The 19,502-nt window shown below is 37.6% G+C and carries 15 protein-coding genes; 6 read left to right on the top strand and 9 right to left on the bottom strand.

All coding sequences use genetic code 11. From position 1 onward, the window contains the following. Together N7Z68_RS16165 and N7Z68_RS16160 are read left to right on the top strand one after the other, a co-directional pair. A complete protein-coding gene (locus N7Z68_RS16165) occupies nucleotides 1-2,430 on the top strand; it encodes a glycogen/starch/alpha-glucan phosphorylase (RefSeq protein ID WP_275119510.1) in 2,430 nt (809 codons plus the stop codon). 400 nt (nucleotides 2,431-2,830) lie between these two features. Beyond that, nucleotides 2,831-3,763 (top strand): LysM peptidoglycan-binding domain-containing protein, encoded by a 933-nt coding sequence (locus N7Z68_RS16160; RefSeq protein WP_275119509.1) that lies wholly within the window; start codon nucleotides 2,831-2,833, stop codon nucleotides 3,761-3,763. A 45-nt stretch (nucleotides 3,764-3,808) separates the two neighbouring features. Here N7Z68_RS16160 and N7Z68_RS16155 read toward each other — a convergent pair whose 3' ends face one another. The 4 genes from N7Z68_RS16155 to N7Z68_RS16140 form a co-directional block, all read right to left on the bottom strand. After that, nucleotides 3,809-4,546, bottom strand: a complete 738-nt coding sequence (locus N7Z68_RS16155; RefSeq protein ID WP_275119508.1) for a glycerophosphodiester phosphodiesterase family protein — start codon at nucleotides 4,544-4,546, stop codon at nucleotides 3,809-3,811. A gap of 121 nt (nucleotides 4,547-4,667) precedes the next feature. Next, nucleotides 4,668-5,480 carry an HAD hydrolase-like protein gene (locus tag N7Z68_RS16150; protein ID WP_275119507.1) on the bottom strand — a complete coding sequence of 271 codons (813 nt, stop codon included), beginning with the start codon at nucleotides 5,478-5,480 and terminating at the stop codon, nucleotides 4,668-4,670. 384 nt (nucleotides 5,481-5,864) lie between these two features. Continuing rightward, nucleotides 5,865-6,992, bottom strand: coding sequence for an alanine dehydrogenase (gene ald / locus N7Z68_RS16145; protein WP_275119506.1), 1,128 nt, complete (start codon nucleotides 6,990-6,992; stop codon nucleotides 5,865-5,867). Between the two features lie 114 nt (nucleotides 6,993-7,106). Continuing rightward, a complete protein-coding gene (locus tag N7Z68_RS16140; RefSeq protein WP_275119505.1) occupies nucleotides 7,107-8,354 on the bottom strand; it encodes a PucR family transcriptional regulator in 1,248 nt (415 codons plus the stop codon). A 442-nt stretch (nucleotides 8,355-8,796) separates the two neighbouring features. On the opposite strand from N7Z68_RS16140, the gene N7Z68_RS16135 reads away from it, so the two are divergent. Next, nucleotides 8,797-10,200 (top strand): LVIVD repeat-containing protein, encoded by a 1,404-nt coding sequence (locus tag N7Z68_RS16135; RefSeq protein ID WP_275119504.1) that lies wholly within the window; start codon nucleotides 8,797-8,799, stop codon nucleotides 10,198-10,200. Nucleotides 10,201-10,295: 95 nt separating this feature from the next. Here N7Z68_RS16135 and iadA read toward each other — a convergent pair whose 3' ends face one another. Further along, nucleotides 10,296-11,465 carry a beta-aspartyl-peptidase gene (iadA, locus tag N7Z68_RS16130; RefSeq protein WP_275119503.1) on the bottom strand — a complete coding sequence of 390 codons (1,170 nt, stop codon included), beginning with the start codon at nucleotides 11,463-11,465 and terminating at the stop codon, nucleotides 10,296-10,298. Nucleotides 11,466-11,801: 336 nt separating this feature from the next. After that, nucleotides 11,802-12,998, bottom strand: a complete 1,197-nt coding sequence (locus N7Z68_RS16125) for an ornithine--oxo-acid transaminase (protein ID WP_275119502.1) — start codon at nucleotides 12,996-12,998, stop codon at nucleotides 11,802-11,804. A 275-nt stretch (nucleotides 12,999-13,273) separates the two neighbouring features. On the opposite strand from N7Z68_RS16125, the gene N7Z68_RS16120 reads away from it, so the two are divergent. After that, nucleotides 13,274-14,647, top strand: coding sequence for a sigma-54 interaction domain-containing protein (locus tag N7Z68_RS16120; RefSeq protein WP_373323166.1), 1,374 nt, complete (start codon nucleotides 13,274-13,276; stop codon nucleotides 14,645-14,647). Between the two features lie 1,049 nt (nucleotides 14,648-15,696). Here N7Z68_RS16120 and N7Z68_RS16115 read toward each other — a convergent pair. The 3 genes from N7Z68_RS16115 to N7Z68_RS16105 all read right to left on the bottom strand — a co-directional run bounded on the left by N7Z68_RS16115 (nucleotide 15,697) and on the right by N7Z68_RS16105 (nucleotide 18,149). Next, nucleotides 15,697-16,614, bottom strand: a complete 918-nt coding sequence (locus N7Z68_RS16115; RefSeq protein ID WP_275119500.1) for a proline dehydrogenase family protein — start codon at nucleotides 16,612-16,614, stop codon at nucleotides 15,697-15,699. A gap of 165 nt (nucleotides 16,615-16,779) precedes the next feature. After that, nucleotides 16,780-17,805 carry a potassium channel family protein gene (locus N7Z68_RS16110; RefSeq protein WP_275119499.1) on the bottom strand — a complete coding sequence of 342 codons (1,026 nt, stop codon included), beginning with the start codon at nucleotides 17,803-17,805 and terminating at the stop codon, nucleotides 16,780-16,782. A 131-nt stretch (nucleotides 17,806-17,936) separates the two neighbouring features. Next, nucleotides 17,937-18,149 (bottom strand): hypothetical protein, encoded by a 213-nt coding sequence (locus N7Z68_RS16105; protein WP_275119498.1) that lies wholly within the window; start codon nucleotides 18,147-18,149, stop codon nucleotides 17,937-17,939. Between the two features lie 345 nt (nucleotides 18,150-18,494). On the opposite strand from N7Z68_RS16105, the gene N7Z68_RS16100 reads away from it, so the two are divergent. Beyond that, nucleotides 18,495-18,818 carry a transposase gene (locus tag N7Z68_RS16100; protein WP_275116927.1) on the top strand — a complete coding sequence of 108 codons (324 nt, stop codon included), beginning with the start codon at nucleotides 18,495-18,497 and terminating at the stop codon, nucleotides 18,816-18,818. Then, on the top strand, nucleotides 18,815-19,502 hold a 688-nt coding region (locus tag N7Z68_RS16095), incomplete at its 3' end, for an IS3 family transposase (protein WP_275119497.1). The genes N7Z68_RS16100 and N7Z68_RS16095, both read left to right, overlap by 4 nt.

Here is a 19,502-nt window from a genome sequence, read left to right as displayed (position 1 = left end):
ATGTTTTCTAGTAAAGAGTCATTTAAAGTTGCTTTAACTGAAAGGTTAGAAAAAAAGTTTGGTAAAGATGCAAAAGACGCTTCACCCATTGAAATCTATCAGACGATTGGAACACTTGTTAAAGAGAAAATGAATAAAAGCTGGGTTGAAACCAATAAACATTATTTAAAAAATGAAGAAAAACAAGTTTATTATTTTTCAATGGAATTTTTGCTAGGACGATTATTGGAAAGTAACCTATTAAATACAGGTACACTAACAACTGTCAAAGACGCATTAATAGAACTAGGGATGGACCCTGAAGAAATTTTTGAACAAGAGCATGATGCTGGTCTTGGGAACGGCGGACTTGGCCGGCTCGCAGCTTGTTTTTTAGATTCGCTTGCGTCATTAGAACTCCCAGGTCACGGGTGCGGGATCCGTTATAAGTATGGATTATTCCAGCAAAAACTAATTGATGGTCATCAAGTAGAACTTCCTGATTATTGGTTAGAAGAAGACTATGTGTGGGAAGTTCGTCGATCTGACAAAGCAATTGGGGTTCGCTTCGGCGGAAATGTCAACCCTGAATTTATAGATGGTCGTTTAACTTTCCATCATACGAACTATGAAACCGTTATGGCTGTTCCTTATGATGTACCTATTGTAGGCTATGAAAATCAGACGGTTAATACGTTACGCTTATGGAGTGCTGAATCTACTACAAACGACTTTAACTTCCATTCTTCTAATAGAAACGACTATTACAAATACCTAGAATATAAACGTTCTATAGAGTCCATTTCTGAGTTCCTATACCCAGATGATTCCTACTTTGAAGGGAAACTGCTTCGCCTAAAGCAACAGTACTTTCTCGTTTCAGCTGGAGTCCAAAGCATTATTAAGATGTTTAAAGAAAAATATAACAATGACCTAAGAAAACTTCCCGAAAAGATTACAATGCAAATTAATGATACCCACCCTAGCTTAGTAGTTCCTGAATTAATGAGAATATTAATGGATGAAGAAGGTTTCGGTTGGGATGAAGCATGGGCGATTACTACAGAAACAGTAGCCTATACCAACCATACAACTTTAAGTGAAGCACTGGAAAAATGGCCCGTTTCTCTTGTGCAACAACTTATTCCACGAATTTACATGATCATTGAAGAAATCAATGAACGTTTTTGTCAGATGCTATGGTTTGATTTTCCTAACTTACGAGAAAAAATTCCACAAATGGCCATCATCGCTTATGACCAAGTACATATGGCTCATCTAGCAATTGTGGGAAGCTTCAGTGTAAACGGTGTTGCGAAAATTCATACCGATATTTTAATACAAAAAGAAATGAAAGATTTTTACACGGTTTATCCTAACAAGTATAACAATAAGACAAATGGAATTACTCACAGACGTTGGTTATTGAATGCTAATCCAAAACTAGCTGAGTTGATTACAGATACCATCGGCAAAAGATGGATCAGCCAACCAAAAGAACTGATTGGATTACTAAAATATGCTTCAGACCCGTCATTCCAGGAGAAAGTTAGAAATGTCAAACAAGACAATAAACGAAAACTAGCAAGATTAATTAAAGACCAGTGCGGTATTACTGTCGACGAACATTCGATATTTGATGTCCAAATTAAACGACTCCATGGATACAAGCGTCAACTGATGAATATTTTCCATATTATTCATCTATATAATGTACTTCGCGAAAATCCAAACTTAGATATAACACCCCGTACATTTATCTTTGGGGCAAAAGCAGCACCAAGCTATTACTTTGCAAAAGAAGTCATTAATCTTATTGTCACAGCAGCAAACTTAATTAATAATGATCCAGTTGTGAACAATAAATTAAAGGTCGTCTTTCTAGAGAATTATAGTGTTTCTCTTGCTGAAAAAATCATTCCTGCCGCAGATGTCAGCCAGCAAATTTCCACAGCGAGCAAAGAAGCTTCTGGAACAGGCAACATGAAGTTAATGATGAATGGGGCCTTAACTCTTGGAACATTAGATGGTGCCAACGTAGAGATTAAAGAAATGGTCGGTGACGAGAATATCTTTATTTTCGGCTTAACAGCACAAGAAGTCCTAAACTATTATCAGTTCGGCGGATATAACGCAAGACATATTTATAACTCAGACCATAGGATCCGGACCATTCTTGATCAACTAGTTAATGGCTTCTTTAATAAGGACGAATATGAATTTAAAGATATCTACTATAATATTTTATCTAACAATGATGAGTTTTTTGTACTAAAAGACTTTGACAGCTATATTGAGGCTCAAGAAATGGTCGATCAAAATTACCGCGATCAAAACAATTGGTTGAAGAAGAGTATTACCAATATCGCTCATTCAGGTAAATTTTCTAGTGACCGAACAATTTCGGAATATGCCAGTGAAATATGGCGTCTTAGTCCGGTTCACGTTTAAACGAAGTAACTATAAATAATTTATATTAAGTAAAGCTCTTCATTAATAAAAAACTCCTCTATGGGAATGGACTGAAACGGTTGCATCCACCATGAGGAGTTTTTTATCATACTTTAGATAATAGACTGCAACTTAGATTGTTTTTATAGAATTCCATAAACTACCTATTGACAAATGTGTCTTTAGACATAAAGTGAGATATCTCTTTACAGTAAAATATCCCCCCTCGTATATTCATTAACTCCTCCCTATTCCCTGCTCTAAAAGATTTATGACATTACTTTTCTACCCTTTTGTCAAAACCATATTCCCAAATGTGAAAAATTGTCGAATAATAAACAAGGTTATTAAAAAATTGCGGAATTTGACACATAGTTTTTGTTATGGGGAGAGGTTTACATTGTCTGATTACAAAATGATTACTAAAACTCGAAAACAAAGAATTTTAGATGAGAGGAAAAAAGCATGTAAAATAAGAAGAGGTAAAGTCGTACGTTATGCGTTAGCAGGAGCTCTTGTAACAAGTGCTTTAATCAACCTTAATAGCGCTACAGGAAAAGCGCTGGCATGCAGCGCTGAATATCAGGTAAAGTATGGTGATACTCTCTATTCGCTCGCTAAAAAGCATCGGGTTTCAGTACATGACATTATGTCAGCAAATGATCTTACGACAGATTTTCTTAGAGCTGGACAACTTTTATATCTGCCAACGAACTCGAGTCATAACAACACTGACATTCCCCCACAAATTGAAAGCTCGAATCATGATGTATCTATTGACAATATAAAATATAGAGTGAAACAAGGTGATAGTCTTTTTTCTATCGCTAAAAGGTACCAAATTACAATAGAAGAAATTAAATCAACAAATCATTTGACATCTGACCTTATTAGAGTCGATCAACTGCTCGTTATACCTAAAACATCGACTAATACTAGTGAAAGCAACCATAAAAACGATACTGAACGTAACCATTCACAAAAGAGTCATACAACTGCCATATACACAGCAGTAGCTGGCGACACGTTATGGGGCATCGCACAACGCTTTAATACCTCTATAGAGGCTATCAAACGTGATAATAAACTCAAAAGTGATATTATCCTTATTGACCAAAAGCTGATTATTAAAAAAAATGACATCAAAAAGAACGCAGCTACGGTCGTAGGAATTGTTGATAACATCTCAATTGAGGTTCTTATTGGAGGAGAGCATAAAGTTCTGCAAATCCCATACGGAACAGCAAAGAAATTTGATAAATTAGTCGGTAAAAAAGTCAACCTGGTTTATATCAACACTAACCGTCCTCATCTGGTGTCAATTGAAGATTAATCGATAAAGGCTAAACCAATGTAAAAAAAGGTTTAGCCTCATCTTTTATATTTCTTCTCTAATTTGAAGAGCGACATGTGGATAGTCTGTAAATATTCCAGTCACTCTGCTTTGGAAAGCCTGTTTCATCATTTGATTATCATTAATCGTATAAGGCCTTACTGAAATGCCTGCTTCCATCAAGGGCTTTATCTCACCATCTAGCATCATTGGAAAAAAGTAATGAAACCCTCTTGTGCCAGTTGATTGGATATAAGATAGTGGTTTAAACAATCCAGCAACAACAATAACCGCTGTCTCTACTGTTGTTGCCTCTTGTTCTATACTGGCAATTAATACATGATCAAAAGATGAAATAAGAATGCGGTCACTCATACCGTGGTGATCGATTAAATGCTTAACAGCTTCCCACATTTCTTTCCGTTCCCACGAGGGACACTTCAACTCTAAATTAAGCCTGAAAGTATAATCCTTTGCCCATATTAATACTTCCTCTAAAGTTGGAATTCTCTCTTGACGAAATTGTTCACTGTACCAAGCACCAGCACTGTACGTCATTAGTTGGTCTAGTGTATGGTCACGTACCATTCCCTTTCCTTCAGTTGTTCGCTCTAACGTCACATCATGAATAATAACAGGTATTTTATCTTTCGTTAATTGTACATCTAATTCAATCCCATCAATGGGCAGCTTGGCAGCTGCTTTGAATGCAATCATCGTGTTTTCAGGATAAAGGCTGGACAATCCACGGTGTGCAAATACTTCCGTATGTACCTTTTTCATTTTTACCCCTTCTTTCTTCCTTTTTTATTGTAGCCACTAGTAAACTTTATCTTGTACATTGTATTTAATTTGTTAAAGCTATTCTAAACTTTTCGCTTTATTCCTTTAGAAAAATTCAAAACTATTGATCTTGTACCATTTGCTTACCTTTTAGTTCGTTAGTCAATTCTTCCAGGTTTGTAAAGGTATATGTTGGTTTCTGCTTTATGTTTATTACTTCTTCTTGCGTTTGGCCATCAGTAATTAGTATGGTATCCATCCCTAAAGCTTGACCTATAGCCACATTACTAGCTAATGAATGACTAACCATGACTGCATGGCCAGATTGATTATGGATCTTCTTTAATAACACTTGTTGCATCCAAATCGATGGTTTCCCCGTTACATTGATCTTCAATCTATTGATTGGTTGTTCACCGATAAAAACTCTTGCTATCGATCCTGATTCCATTTTGTTTTGATTAGGGCCATTTAAATCTGGATTTAACAAAATAAGCTTCGCTCCTCGTTGTAATAGAGAAAACGCATCTTGCAGCTCTTGAATTTCTAAAGTACTTGTCAACGAGAGAATAACATAAACCTCTCCTTTGGTTTTCTCACCGGCGGAAGCTAATATATGACTTCCCTTCTTGCGCATTTCATCTTTTATCAGGTCAGAACCTGCAATAAACAGACTGACTATTTTACTTCTGTCACTAAAATAATCTTGGATGGCGTGCATCGGGGTAATAATTTGATTGAGAGCCGTTTTTATCCCGATTAATTCCAATTCTTTCTTTATGGTTGTCGAGCAATCAAGTTGATTCGTAAAAAAATAAACTTTTTTACTTTGTTGTTTTAATAATTTAATAACTTCACTAATGTATGGAAATGTTAGGTTACCAGTTACTATCATACTATCTAAATGAAAGAAAAATGTTTTGTATTCCTTCATCAGTGCCCCCCAAAGTGTTCATTTACATTCTTTCAAACCTGTTCAAAACTCAGTAATATATTAGTAAAAGATAACAAATGATTATTAAGAGCATATTAATTAAACATGAATATTGCTTTAGATTTGTAAATTAGAAAAGCGCAAGGGCCCGTTTAGCGACGTAACGGACTGAAGTGAACCATAGGAGATAAAGGAAACACGGTGATCGCTAGTGAGCCGATGTTGACTTATCGCAAGGAGGTGAGCGAAGTCTCGCTAGTCGCTGGGCACTGGAGCTAGACACCCTCGAACTTTATAACTTCTGAGCTGATAAAAAAGAGGAAAAACCAAATGGCTTTTCCTCTCTTTTTATATAATTAAACATTTTTGGGGAAAACGTTTGAATTATGCAGTAACACCAGCGATTGCTTGCTCTACTGGCACATATGACATATCTAAAGCTTTAGCTACCGCTTCATATGTGATTACACCATTTGCAGCATTAACTCCTAATTTTAATGCTGTGTTATCAGTGATTGCTTGTTGTACACCTTTATTAGCAATTTGTAATGCATAAGGAACTGTAACATTCGTTAATCCGATCGTAGATGTACGCGGAACAGCACCTGGCATATTAGCAACTGCATAATGAACAACACCATGCTTAACATACGTTGGATTATCGTGAGTTGTAATTTGGTCAACCGTTTCGATAATACCACCTTGGTCGATCGCAACATCAACAACAACCGAACCTGTTGTCATCGATTGGATCATTTCTTCAGTGACAAGCTTTGGTGCCTTAGCTCCTGGAATAAGAACAGCTCCAATAACGAGATCACTTTCTTTTACTGCTTCAGCTATATTTAATGGATTCGAAATTAATGTTTGAATAGAGTTTCCAAAAATATCATCTAGTTGACGTAAACGCTCAGGGCTTAAGTCGATCATTGTTACTTCTGCACCTAAACCGATTGCAATTTTCGCAGCATTTGTACCAACAACACCGCCGCCAATGATGGTAACTTTTCCTCTTTTCACACCAGGAATACCTGATAGTAAAATCCCTTTTCCACCTTTAGGTTTTTCAAGGAATTGAGCACCAATTTGCGCAGCCATACGTCCCGCTACTTCACTCATTGGAGTAAGTAATGGAAGAGTACGGTTCACTTCAACTGTTTCGTAAGCAATAGCTGTAACTTCTTTTTCAACTAATGCTTGAGCTAGACTTGGTTCTGCAGCTAAATGCAAGTATGTGAATAAAATTAATCCTTTACGGAAGTATTCGTACTCTGATGGAAGGGGTTCCTTCACTTTCATAACCATTTCAGCTTGGTTCCAAACCTCTTTGGCAGAAGCAATAATTTGCGCACCTGCTGCTGTATAATCTTCGTTTGTAAATCCGCTGCCAACTCCCGCTTGGTCTTGAATTAATACTTGATGACCTGCGTTAGTTAGTGCCACAACACCTGCTGGCGTAAGTGCAACGCGGTTTTCATTATTTTTGATCTCTGTAGGAACGCCGATAATCATTGGACATGCCTCCTATAAACTAATTACTTTAATTACAGTATATAGATTATAAAGATTTCCGGCTTTGTTAAACTCCTAAAAAAAGAGCAAGTGTCTTTGTGTATTTTTACAAAGTTACTTGCCCATCCACCTTCTTATTTTAAACTCTAAGTATAAATCCAGCTTTAATTTAGGATCTTTCAGTTTTATTCCTGTTAACTCCACAATTCTTTTCATTCGATAGTTTAACGTATTGGGGTGTACATGCAGTTCTTTAGACGCTTCATTTACATTCCCATCCATATTCAAAAACACTTCTAATGTTTCCAATAAATTCGTTTGATTTTTTTCATCATACTCAGTTAAGAACGAAATCGGAAAACAATCAATACTGTCTTCTGCTTTTCTCTCAATCATAATATCCAGGTATTTAAAAACACCCAATTCCCAATAACCATAAGTCGATGTTAACTCACCTGCATATGTTTCTTTCAAATCTATGACAGTAAGTGCTTCACGATAAGCTTTATCAATCCGCTCTATTTGGGTATATAACTGACTACATCCACCTATTACTTGAATAGCGCCTTTTTCTTTTCCACTAAGAGAAGTGACAATGTCTTCTATTATATCAGGAAGCTTTTGTAACGTTATACGCGGATGTTTAGGTGACAGAAGCAGTGTAAAATCATATTGGTCAATGTGATAAAAAACCATTTCTAAATCCTGATTAGCATGAAGGTACGTAATAAATTGCTGTTCTTGTCTAGAGGTTATCCTAGTCGAAAATCGAAAGCTGGCAATCGCAAAGCGTTCTGGTATTTTGACTTGTAGTTTATTAAACCCCTCGATAATGTCTTCTCTCTTTTGGTAACTATTATTTAGCAACCTCCAAAAGAAACGTTGTTGCCCCTCTGTTTCCTTCCGTTGTTGTAATCGATGCTTAATTAGAAACATACGCAACGTTTCAGCTGCGACCGTTAACAGATCAAAACCAACTTGATCTATCGTATTTTCCATTTCGATAACCCAAATATATCCTAAAACGTCGTCTTTTTGCCGAATAGATATGGCGACTCGATTTCCTAAGCCGATATCTTCAATTGCTTTTATTCGCAAAGGTTGATTACTTTCATTTAATTTTTGTATGATCCCTTGCTTCCACAACCGTTGCGTTACTTTAAAAGGTACTTGACGACTAATGATTGTCTCCAGCCTGGCAGGATCTGTATGAATATCATGTTTACTATAAGTAATTAATCGATGAGTCTCGTCTTCAAGTGTCACAGGACAATGAAGCAATTCACTTATTTTATCAACCACTTCCTGTAAGTTACTAAACGCAACTTTAAATTCATTTTTCTTTGAGTTGTAATCACTCATATTTAATCCCCTTGCTTCTCCGTCTTCTGCTCCTCTTATTGTACCGAATTTTTGATCTCGTAACTAGAAAAAACGTTTCAAAAGGGGCAATATCATGCAGTTAAATCCTTCAAAAAATGTTAGATATGGAGCTGATTTTTCACTTTTTTAATAAAATCTTATAAAAACCCTACTTTTACACTAAATTGATAGTACTTACTTTTTTTTACATGATAATTGAACTAACTTTTACGAGAAAAAGTATATTTTCTCACAATACTTTTATCGCATTTATTAAAATTCAATATATTGAACAATCCTCTTTAAATAATCACGTCCCACTACTAATCTACTATAAAACTTCGAATGTCGAAATACCAAGAACGTTAAATATAGTGAACAAGAAAAAATACAGCTATAATCTGAAATGTAATAAAATTCAAATAATTGGAGGTTGTTTTGATTGAACAAAAAGAAATTATTTATTAATACTACACTGGCAGGCGTCCTCGCATTCTCCGCATTTTCTCCTGTTGTATTTGCACATGATGCGCTGGAGGAAGGTGTTTCTAAAGAAGCTTATGTATTCGATAGTGAGGCACTTCAAACTTTAACCCACTCCATGACAGGACAAAAAAACCTCTCGTTCCTAAGAGAAGCTGCTGCCGTACAAATTGAAAAGAATAATGGTGTTCAAAATAATATGGCGGATGTCTATGCCCATAAAGGCTTTGCTTATACTGGCACTCATACTGCAAACGGAGCAAACGGGGGCGTAAGAGTCTTTGACCTAAAAGATCCTTCAAATCCTGTTGAGGTCGCCGTTTTTGCAGATGAAATTCCAAATACTTGGCAAGAAAAAGTAATTGTTAAATCTGTGAATACTCCGCATTTTAAAGGCGACCTAGCAGCAGTAAGTCTACAGCAAACCTCTAGAAATAATGCTAACAGGCCAGACAGTGTCGGCGGTGTTTTACTCTATGATGTAACGGACCCTTATAACCCAGAGCGCTTAGGCTTTTATCAATTAGATCGAAAAATTACAGGAACACATGAGCTTTACTTAACAACGCAAGGAAATCGTGCTCTTGTTCTAGCTTCAAATCCATATGCAGACTATTACACTCACGGAGAACAGAAAGACTTTCAAATTATTGATGTATCTAACCCAGCAGAACCTGAATTATTATGGCAATGGGATCCAAGAGAGTTAGATGAAGTTGCAGAAGATTTTAACGGTTACCACTGGGCATCTCCAGACGGGAAAACACGCCCTGTATTTAACCATAGTGTAATTACCGACAATAACGCACAACATGCTTATGTGTCGATGTGGGATTTAGGGACAGTGATTTTCGATATTAAAGATCCGGAAAATCCAGTTTACCTTGGACGAACAGATTATGCGAATAACCAAAAAGGTGCAGCTCACTCTGCAGCACTTGCTAAAGGTGGAACTGTTTTGATTGAAACCCGCGAAATCGCTAATCCACACGGTGCAGGCTACGAAAGCGCCTACGGTTATACAAGAATTTTTGATATTAAAGATAAAACAAATCCAGTATTACTAAGTGAATTTAAAACAGACTTAACGTTTGATTTCTCTGCTCCTGTAGTTTCGTTTGCTAAGACAGTCCATGATCCAAAAGTTCACGGCAACACTTTATACTTATCTTATTATTCTGGCGGTGTTCTAGCCGTTGACATTACTGATCCTAGTAATCCAGTAGAAATTGCTCGCTACACACCAGAGGAATCAAACGTTTGGGGCGTATTTGTAGACCGAAACTATGTATTAGCATCTGATATGGGTCAAGGACTTAAAGTTCTTCTCAAAAACAATGGAAACGGTCATGGCAGAAACTAAACGACTGCCAAACTGCAAACGAAACGGAGTGCCAGCGCACCCCGTTTCGTTTGTACTAACAAACCTTAAACTATCGGTTGTTATTTCTGTGAAATTTATTCAAATGTACCTTTCACAAGGACATCGCCTTCCCACATCATCGTTTGCCCTAAAGCAATCACAGACTCTATGTCATACGTTTTTTGATTGAGGATAACAAGATCGGCATCCTTCCCTGCTTCAATATAACCCTTCGAAGTAAACTTTAAGATATCAGCAGGATTCGAAGTAATTACTTTTATCGCTTTTTCTACTTCAATTTTTTCATTAACAATCGCATCTCTTACCTCTTTGTATAATGACGTCACTCTGCCGACTTGCAATCCGATAAACACACCATTTTCATCGAACTCTGGTAAACTAGCTTGACCGTCTGAAGTAAAAGTAATATGTTCCAGCGGTACCCCAGCTTCCAGCATTTCTTTTAAACCTTCACTGCACTTCACTTGGCCTTTCGTCACTTTTTTCTCAATACTCGATGTTGTAAAATCGACATACCCGCCGCTTTTAGCATAGTTAATTCCCGCCTCAAATAACTTCCGATTCCGGTTAATATGAGTAGGTAAAAACTGTCGGATTGGAATATCCGTCTTTTCAACAACTTCTTCTATTAATAAGAGCTTTGAAGGACTATCACCGATATGAACATTTACAATTCCAGCTTTTCCAGATAGCATTCCAGCGACTCGTGCCTGAGAAGCAATCTTAGCTAATTCCTCATATGTAGGTTGCGAAGAACGATGATCAGCGATTGCAATTTCTCCAGCTCCGATGATTTCTTCTATTAAAATAATGTCATCTTCTACACTCCCAGTCAGTGTTTTAACAGGGACCTGGTAAGAACCCGTCTGGATAAAACAAGACAGCCCTTCTTCTTTTATCCCTTTGGCTTTGGCCACAAGACTTGCCATCGTTCGTGTTGTTCCGTCAGTTCCAATGACACCGACTAAAGTTGTAATTCCGCCTTTAATAGCATCTGAAAGTTGAAGCTCCGGCGTCCGTGTCTTATAACTACCTTCGCCACCTCCCCCCATAATATGAACATGGTTATCAATAAACCCAGGAACAACCAGTTTTCCTTCAGCGTCCAATACCTCCACATTAGGAAGTCCTTCTACATTTATGTCGTCATCAATTGCACCAATTCTTCGATCGACAATTAAAATATCTTTTTTTCCTTGATACTCGGGACTATACACCGTTCCATTTTTTATAAGCTTAATCATCCGTGCCACCCTCTCTTTATTGGTTAAAAATATATGTATATAAATTCTATTTTGCAATATTATTCTTTATTTTACAAAGATTTAATTAGTTCCAGTGAAATCTTATTATAAAGTTATAGAATTAAAAAAACCGGCTAAAGTCCGTACTTGAAGTATTGTCTTTTAAACAATACAACTGCAAAAGTACTTTTCATTAAGCCGGCTTTTCATTACTTATTTAAAATATTTGTCTGAGGCTTTTTTATTCAAGCGCTTCACGCTATGCGTGAGAATCATGTATCTCGCTTGGCTTACAATTAAAAAGCAAGATCAACAATCTATGAGAAGAGCCCTTCATTATGATGCTTTAAAAACAGTGCGTACCCGCTCTAGTGCCCAATCTAATTCTTCTTGACTGATTACAAGCGGCGGGGCGAAACGGATGACATTTTCATGAGTTTCCTTACAAAGCAGTCCAAGTTCTTTGAGCTTTTCACAATAAGGTCTAGCGGGGACCGTTAATTCAATTCCAATAAATAATCCCCTTCCTCTCACCTCATGTATATGAGGATGATCAATTTTTTGCAGTTCATTTAATAGATACGCACCTAAATTCGCTGACTTTTCAACTAAGTTTTCTTCTTCAAGCACTTCTATAGATGCAACTGCAGTAGCACATGCAAGTGGATTTCCACCAAATGTTGAACCGTGAGAACCTGGATTGAATACGCCTAGTACGTTCTCATCACCCGCAACAGCCGAAATTGGCATTACGCCACCGCCTAGTGCCTTTCCTAATATATACATATCCGGGTCAACCTTCTCCCATTCACACGCAAACCACTTACCTGTCCTTCCTAATCCTGTTTGAATTTCATCAGCGATAAATAATACATTTTCTTGTTTACACAGTTCATAAGCTTTCAATAAAAATCCTTCAGGTGGAATATTAATACCTGCTTCTCCTTGAATCGGTTCAACAATAAATGCTGCTGTATTTTTTGAGATGGCACTTCTTAAAGCTTCTAAATCACCGTAAGGAACTACTTTTATTCCAGGGAGCATTGGACCAAAGCCTCGTTGATATTCCTCACTAGATGACATCGATACTGCTGTCATCGTACGACCGTGAAAATTTTCTTCACAAACGATAATTTCAGCTTGATTGTTTTCAACACCTTTCACATCGTATGCCCAACGTCTTGCAGCTTTTACAGCTGTCTCAACTGCCTCTGCACCTGTATTCATCGGTAAAACCATGTCTTTTCTTGTTAAGGCCGTCACCTTTTCATAAAAATCCCCTAACTTATCATTGTGAAAAGCACGTGACGTAAGGGTAATCCGGTCTGCTTGATCTTTTAGTGCTTGTATAATTTTCGGGTGGCGATGCCCTTGGTTTAATGCAGAGTAAGCACTTAACATATCCATGAAGCGATTGCCTTCAGGGTCTTCCACCCACACACCCTCACCTTTTGCGATGACAATCGGAAGTGGATGATAATTTTTGGCACCGTATTTTTCCGTCTTTTCAATAATTTCAGTTGTTCTAGTCATTTTCAATTCCTCCATTCCATGATCTTTTCTACTTTTACTTATTGCAAAAATTGTGCCAACTATACAGTATTTTAAGTCACTTCTAGCGCTGTTTTTTCTTTTCATAATCACAGAAATGATTTTTTTTGCACATTATTTTGGTTATTAATTTTTCATGCAAAAAATATTTGCTTGCGAATTATGAATCTTCTATACTTTTATATAGAATGAGAGGGTGAGAAGCTATGGAGCAAGAGCAAGATCGTTCTAACATCAATCATGAAAAGGTAATAAAAATGTTGACCACTGTCATTAAAGAGTTAGATGTTGGTATTCATGTTGTAAATAAAAACGGGGAAACGATTTTATATAATCATAAAATGTCAGCGATTGAGTCGATGAATGCCCAGGATGTGATTGGGAAGAACATTCGAGACGTTTTTCAGTTTCCTCATGAACAGACGAGTACTCTACTTCAAGCTTTAGAAAAGAAACAAACAACTAAAAATGTGAAGCAACAGTATTTCAATAATAAAGGCGAAGAAATCATCACCATTAATCATACGTATCCTTTTCTTTACAACGATAAACTTGAAGGTGCTTTCGAGATTGCAAAAGACGTAACAAAGATTGAAAAATTAATTCGTCAAAACAGACAAAACCAAAACACACGCTATTCTTTTGATAGCATTATCGGTACGAGCACAGCGATTAAAGAAGTCATTGAAGATGCCAAGAGAGTTACACGTACCCCTTCCTCAGTTCTAATTACTGGTGAAACAGGTACTGGAAAGGAAATATTTGCTCAAAGTATTCATAACGGCAGCGACCGTGCAGATCAACCATTCATTTCGCAAAACTGTGCCGCGCTGCCTGATAGTTTAATAGAGGGGCTCTTATTTGGAACAAAACGAGGATCGTTTACCGGTGCTGCAGATCATCCAGGATTATTTGAACAAGCACATGGTGGGACGTTATTGCTTGATGAGATCAATTCTTTAAATCCTAATCTTCAAGCTAAGTTATTAAGGGCGATTCAGGAAAAAACCATTCGAAGAGTCGGTGATACGAAAGACCGTACAATTGATGTTCGTATTATATCGACCATTAATGAAGATCCAATCAACGCGATTGCAGAGGGTCGTTTACGTAAGGATCTCTATTACCGTCTAAGTGTCGTTTCATTATTTATCCCGCCGTTACGCGAAAGATTAGAAGATATCGAACCGTTAATGAAGCACTTTATTGATCTCTATAATTATAAATTCCACATGAATGTCACAGGGGTTGCAAATGAGACGCTCCATCAATTATATAGCTATGATTGGCCCGGAAATGTCAGGGAATTAGAGCACATGGTTGAAGCTGCTATGAATTTAATGCTGGATGAAGAAGAAATAACTATGACATACCTGCCTAGAATATTCCAACAGCGGTTTCTGTCACAAAAGCAGACACAAGTCGTTAAGGTCGAAGCGCCAATTGTCAATGATTTTCAGCGAAAAGATAGACTCCCCTTAAAAGCCTATTTAGATAACATCGAAGAACAATACGTCAATGCTGCATTATCAGAGCATGATGGCAATATTTCTAGAGCAGCCGAAGCATTAGGACTCAGCCGCCAAAACTTACAATACCGCATTCGAAAGTTTAAAAATAAACAAGGATAGTGTAAATGACTCGAACACGTAGATGAGGAGTACAGATTTTCATAATCTGCCTCCTCATTTAATGCTGTTAAAGAGTCTAGTTGATTTGTTTTAAAAGCCAAGGCTAGCTCCCTTGAACACTAAATACTGGTATTGATCAATGGATTCTACTAGTTTTTTTCCTTCACAGTGCACCATTGGGCGCTTTCCGTTCACGTTTTCTCCTAGTTTTTTCCTCTTCCGCTCACCATTACGTGCTTTTCGTTCACACTTCCTCCTAGTTTTTTCCTCTACCGCTCACCATTCCTCGCCTTTCGTTCACGTATTCTCCTAGTTTTTTCCTCTACTGCTCACCATTACGTGCTTTTCGTTCACGCTTCCTCCTAGTTTTTTCCTCTTCCGCTCATCATTCCTCGCTTTTCGTTCACGCTTTCTCCTAGTTTTTCCCTCTACCGCTCATCATTCCTCGCTTTTCGTTCACCCTTTCTCCTAGTTTTTTCCTCTACTGCTCATCATTCTGCTCTTTCCGTTCACGCTTTCTCCTAGTTTTTCCCTCTACCGCTCACCATTCCGTGCTTTTCGTTCACGCTTCCTCCTAGTTTTTTCCTCTTCCGCTCATCATTCCTCGCTTTTCGTTCACGCTTTCTCCTAGTTTTTCCCTCTACTGCTCACCAATCCATGCTTTTCGTTCACGCTTTCTCCTAGTTTTCCCCTCTACCGCTCATCATTCTACTCTATTCGTTCACGCTTTCTTCTAGTTTTTCCCTCTACCGCTCATCATTCTGCTCTTTCCGTTCACGCTTTCTCCTAGTTTTTTCCTCTACTGCTCACCAATCCATGCTTTTCGTTCACGCTTTCTCCTATATTCTTCCTATACCGCTCGTCATTCCGCTCTTTTCGTTCACGCTTTCTCCTAATTTTTCCCTACAGCGCTCGCCATTCGTGCTACTAGTTACTGCTTTCACCTAGTAGGATACGTCAAACGCAGTCAATGTTTAAAAACCCAGGACTCTAGCTAACTCAAATCGGTTACTAGAAAAGAACTTTTATTTAATTGGGATGTTTTAACGTTACTTGGAAAAAAAGCCCCTCAATGCAAATGAAACATTTTGCGGGCGCTCTGCTAACCTTCTCATGAAATAGCCGTACCAATCTTTCCCGTAGGGGACATAAATTCTCATTGTGTATCCTTCTTTTGCAATCTGTTCTTGTAGATCTGTTCGAAATCCATAAAGCATTTGAAACTCAAACTGGGTCTTCGCGATTTTTTCTTCTCGACAAAAATCTTTTACCTTCTCAATAATTTGGTGATCGTGAGTTGCAACCGCTGTATAACTACCGCTTCGTAAATGCTGTTTGATGATCTTTAAATAATTGTCGTCAATTTCGTCTTTCTTCTGAAAAGCAACTTCTGGTAATTCTCTGTAAGCACCTTTTACAAGGCGGAGATTTACCCCCTTTAATTTCTTTACATCGTCTATCGCCCGGTAGAGATAGGCTTGTATGGCTGTTCCTACTAACCCATCATACTCTCTTCTTAACTTTTCAAGAATATCTATCGTTTGTTGGCAATGCGAATAATCTTCCATATCAATTCGAACAAAAATATCATGCTTTTTTGCAGTGGATAAAATGGCTTTCATATTTTCATAACAGAGCTGCGGTTCAACATCTAAACCGAGTTGTGTTAACTTCAGTGAGAGATTACAGTTCACACCTGTTTTCGCAATTGCATTTAACGTTCGAATACAATATTCCGTGGATACAGCAGCCTCCTCTTCGGTTTTTACGAATTCCCCTAAATGATCCACGGTACAAACTAACCCCTTTTCATTAAGACCACGCACGGCATTCATTGCTTTAGAGATCGTCTCACCCGCTACAACTTGAGAAGCACCTAATTTCAGACCCCACTTTCTTGCACCGCGATTTAATATTTGATTTTTTGAAAGGAACAAAAAGAAGTTTCTCAGTATTACATGCATCATCTGCAAAACCCCTTACTTCTGTTGTCCAATACATTTAAGAATGTTGTATGCAATATATATCTCAATCATATTTCACATACCGCATCATTATGTATTTGGACGATGTAGAAAGGGGTCTTTTTTATCATCAAGCAATATCCTCTTGGGAGAATAACTCTACCGATATCACATTAATTTAATTTTTTGATACGTAGGTTCATCACAAATGACATACAGTTTGGCGTTGTCTGGAACTTCATCTTGCAGGCGGCGAATAATGCTAAAATCATTGCGGTCTGATAATAAATTAGCGCCTATCTGTTTCAACGATTCAAAAGCATCATTGTAAGTTTTCCAATTTGGATTTTTTTCGATTTCCCATACATTATCGCCGTACTCCCGGCTTAACAATTGCATAAATACTTTCGTCGACCCTTTATGCAATGCGGACTTTGCCATTAAATCAGAAAAAGCCTCACTAGATAACACAAATTCATCTACACAGGCATGTTTAAATGTTGGGATATGACTTTCTCTCACAATTTCCACAATCGTATAAATGTCTTTTTTCTTTTTACTCGCCAAGTGCTCTATGGAAGAAGCAATCAAAAGTGATCTTCCATCAACTGATATTGGGTCATTTATCGTATCGGGAGCAAAGATTAGAACAGAATCTGCTTTCGTAATATTGGCTTTTTCAAGTGTGTCAGAATCAGTCGCATCACCATGGATAAAATGAATTTGTTCTTTGTCATAGGGCGTCACATGGTGAAGGTCAATAATGAGGATATTTGCCTTTTCTTTTGCTAATAGAAGTTCATCAATTGTTTTTTGGGCTTTCTGCGACCAACCGATGATGACATAATGGCCACTTCCTTTAAAGCGCAATTTCCCTTCCTCCTTAAGCTTACGGTACACACCTATTCCTTCTACCATTTTTCCGATAAATACACCGATTAAAGTTATCCCAAATAAGTATAGAAAAAGAGCAAACCATTTCCCTGCTACTGTTTGAGGAACGAAGTCACCATAACCTGTCGTTGTTATAGTTGTCATTACATACCAAAAACCTAAAAATAAAGTTGGAAAAGTCTCAGGTTCTAAATAATGAACAATAAAGGAGCTTAGAACAATGAAAATAATAGTACCTAGAACTAATGTCAGGTTTTTGATCTTCACAACTATTTTCATTAAGTCGAAGATAAATAACAAGCCTCCCACTCCTATCTATAGCCGGCGCCACTGTTTACGGTGCCAGGTACCTTTAGTACAGCATAGTACTAAAGGTACCTGGCACCGATGCGACACTGGTAGTGCACCGATGTGGTACCGCCACCGGGCTTTTACAGGTTTTCGTTTTGCTGTTTAATTTCATCTCCTGCTATACCTTGATTCGCTTCTTCTTGTTCTTTATGTTCGTTTACTGAGTCCCCAGCGTAGTAAGGGTTTGAATCTTGTGGTGTATAGCTGCTCACATCAGACCGGATCGAATATTCTTCTTTATTCGGCGTATCTGTTAGCGTTGGTTTATTTGCTGCAATATTTTCTTTCTTCATTTAAGGAACCTCCACATTGCTTTATTTATGTTACTTAGATTTAAAACGTCTCGAGTAAAGAAGTTCTATCAACCTTCTTATGTATAATCATTACCTTACAACGGATTTGCAGGTAATACCTTCATTATTATAGTCCCTAAAAAATGCAGAAAATATGTACTGCGTGTTTATCGGTTATATTGTGTTATGAAGCAATCTCCTTTATATAAACAACCGCCTGCACTAACGCTTGTAATATGAAGCGTTACTATTATTAGGGAACTCACTGCAATTAGAATAAAAAGTGGACACCCCTTTAACGAACATCATTTTTGGATATGATGATAATAACAAGGAGGGGTTCCCATGGGTGAACATCGGCAAAGGTATAATGAAGAATTTAAGCGACAAACGGTTAAATTCGCACAAGAACAAAGACAAAGGAAAACAATGAGAGATATTGCACAGGAATTAGATATTCCGCTTAGTTGCTTGCATCAGTGGATGACTCAATATCGTGAGTTTGAGAATGAACCTCTAGCAGCTGAAGAACGTAACCTTCAGTTAGAACAACAGCTACGTGATAAAGAGCGTCAATTGAAAGAAAAGGACCGCGAGCTAGCATCTACAAAAGAAGAATTAGCTATTGTAAAAAAGGCGGTGCACATCTTCAGCAGACCACGGCCATGAGGTTTGAGTTCATCGAGAGTCATCGCTCCGAATTTTCGGTGAAGAAGATGTGTAAAGTGCTAGAAGTATCTCGGAGCGGCTTTTTCAAGTGGCTAAACCATGAAGTCAGTGCACAAGAACAACGTAAACTAAATGTTCAAAAGCGTATTAAGTTTCATTTTTACGATACTAACGAGCGTTACGGGAGTCCTAAAATTCATCAACAATTATTAAAAGAAAACTACATTATTAGTGAGCGTACGGTGAGCAAATATATGAATGAGCTAGGATTACGCTCTTGCGTTTCAAGGAAATTCAGGATAGCTACTACAAATTCTAACCATTCGAATCCAATCGCCCCTAATATATTAAACCAGAAATTTAACGTACTTACTCCTAACAGCGTTTGGGCAACAGATATCACTTACATTCCTTGTCGTGAAGGCAAGCTATATTTGGCCACTGTATTAGATCTTTGTACTCGTGAAATTGTAGGTTGGAGTCTCAAAAGTCACATGGCAAATGACCTCGTTTTGGAAGCGTTGGATGATGCATATGAGTCTAAAAAGCCAGAAAAGGGATTAATTCACCATTCAGATCGTGGAACACAATATACGTCAAATGATTATCGCCAAAGACTTGATAGCTATGGTATGGAGGCGAGTATGAGTCGAACTGGAAACTGTTATGACAATGCTTGCGCGG

The organism is Alkalihalobacterium chitinilyticum (genome assembly GCF_029028005.1).
Taxonomy (GTDB): domain Bacteria; phylum Bacillota; class Bacilli; order Bacillales; family Bacillaceae_F; genus Alkalihalobacterium; species Alkalihalobacterium chitinilyticum.
This window is presented reverse-complemented; position numbering and strand designations above follow the sequence as displayed.

Bases quoted from the DNA above. Each gene is read 5' to 3' on its own strand.
- N7Z68_RS16140 (WP_275119505.1), bottom strand. From the start codon at position 8,354: ATGAGTGATTACAACTCAAAGAAAAATGAATTTAAAGTTGCGTTTAGT.
- N7Z68_RS16155 (WP_275119508.1), bottom strand. From the start codon at position 4,546: ATGAAAAAGGTACATACGGAAGTATTTGCACACCGTGGATTGTCCAGC.
- iadA (WP_275119503.1), bottom strand. From the start codon at position 11,465: ATGATTAAGCTTATAAAAAATGGAACGGTGTATAGTCCCGAGTATCAA.
- N7Z68_RS16125 (WP_275119502.1), bottom strand. From the start codon at position 12,998: ATGACTAGAACAACTGAAATTATTGAAAAGACGGAAAAATACGGTGCC.
- N7Z68_RS16150 (WP_275119507.1), bottom strand. From the start codon at position 5,480: ATGAAGGAATACAAAACATTTTTCTTTCATTTAGATAGTATGATAGTA.
- ald (WP_275119506.1), bottom strand. From the start codon at position 6,992: ATGATTATCGGCGTTCCTACAGAGATCAAAAATAATGAAAACCGCGTT.
- N7Z68_RS16100 (WP_275116927.1), top strand. From the start codon at position 18,495: ATGGGTGAACATCGGCAAAGGTATAATGAAGAATTTAAGCGACAAACG.
- N7Z68_RS16120 (WP_373323166.1), top strand. From the start codon at position 13,274: ATGTTGACCACTGTCATTAAAGAGTTAGATGTTGGTATTCATGTTGTA.
- N7Z68_RS16165 (WP_275119510.1), top strand. From the start codon at position 1: ATGTTTTCTAGTAAAGAGTCATTTAAAGTTGCTTTAACTGAAAGGTTA.
- N7Z68_RS16105 (WP_275119498.1), bottom strand. From the start codon at position 18,149: ATGAAGAAAGAAAATATTGCAGCAAATAAACCAACGCTAACAGATACG.
- N7Z68_RS16115 (WP_275119500.1), bottom strand. From the start codon at position 16,614: ATGATGCATGTAATACTGAGAAACTTCTTTTTGTTCCTTTCAAAAAAT.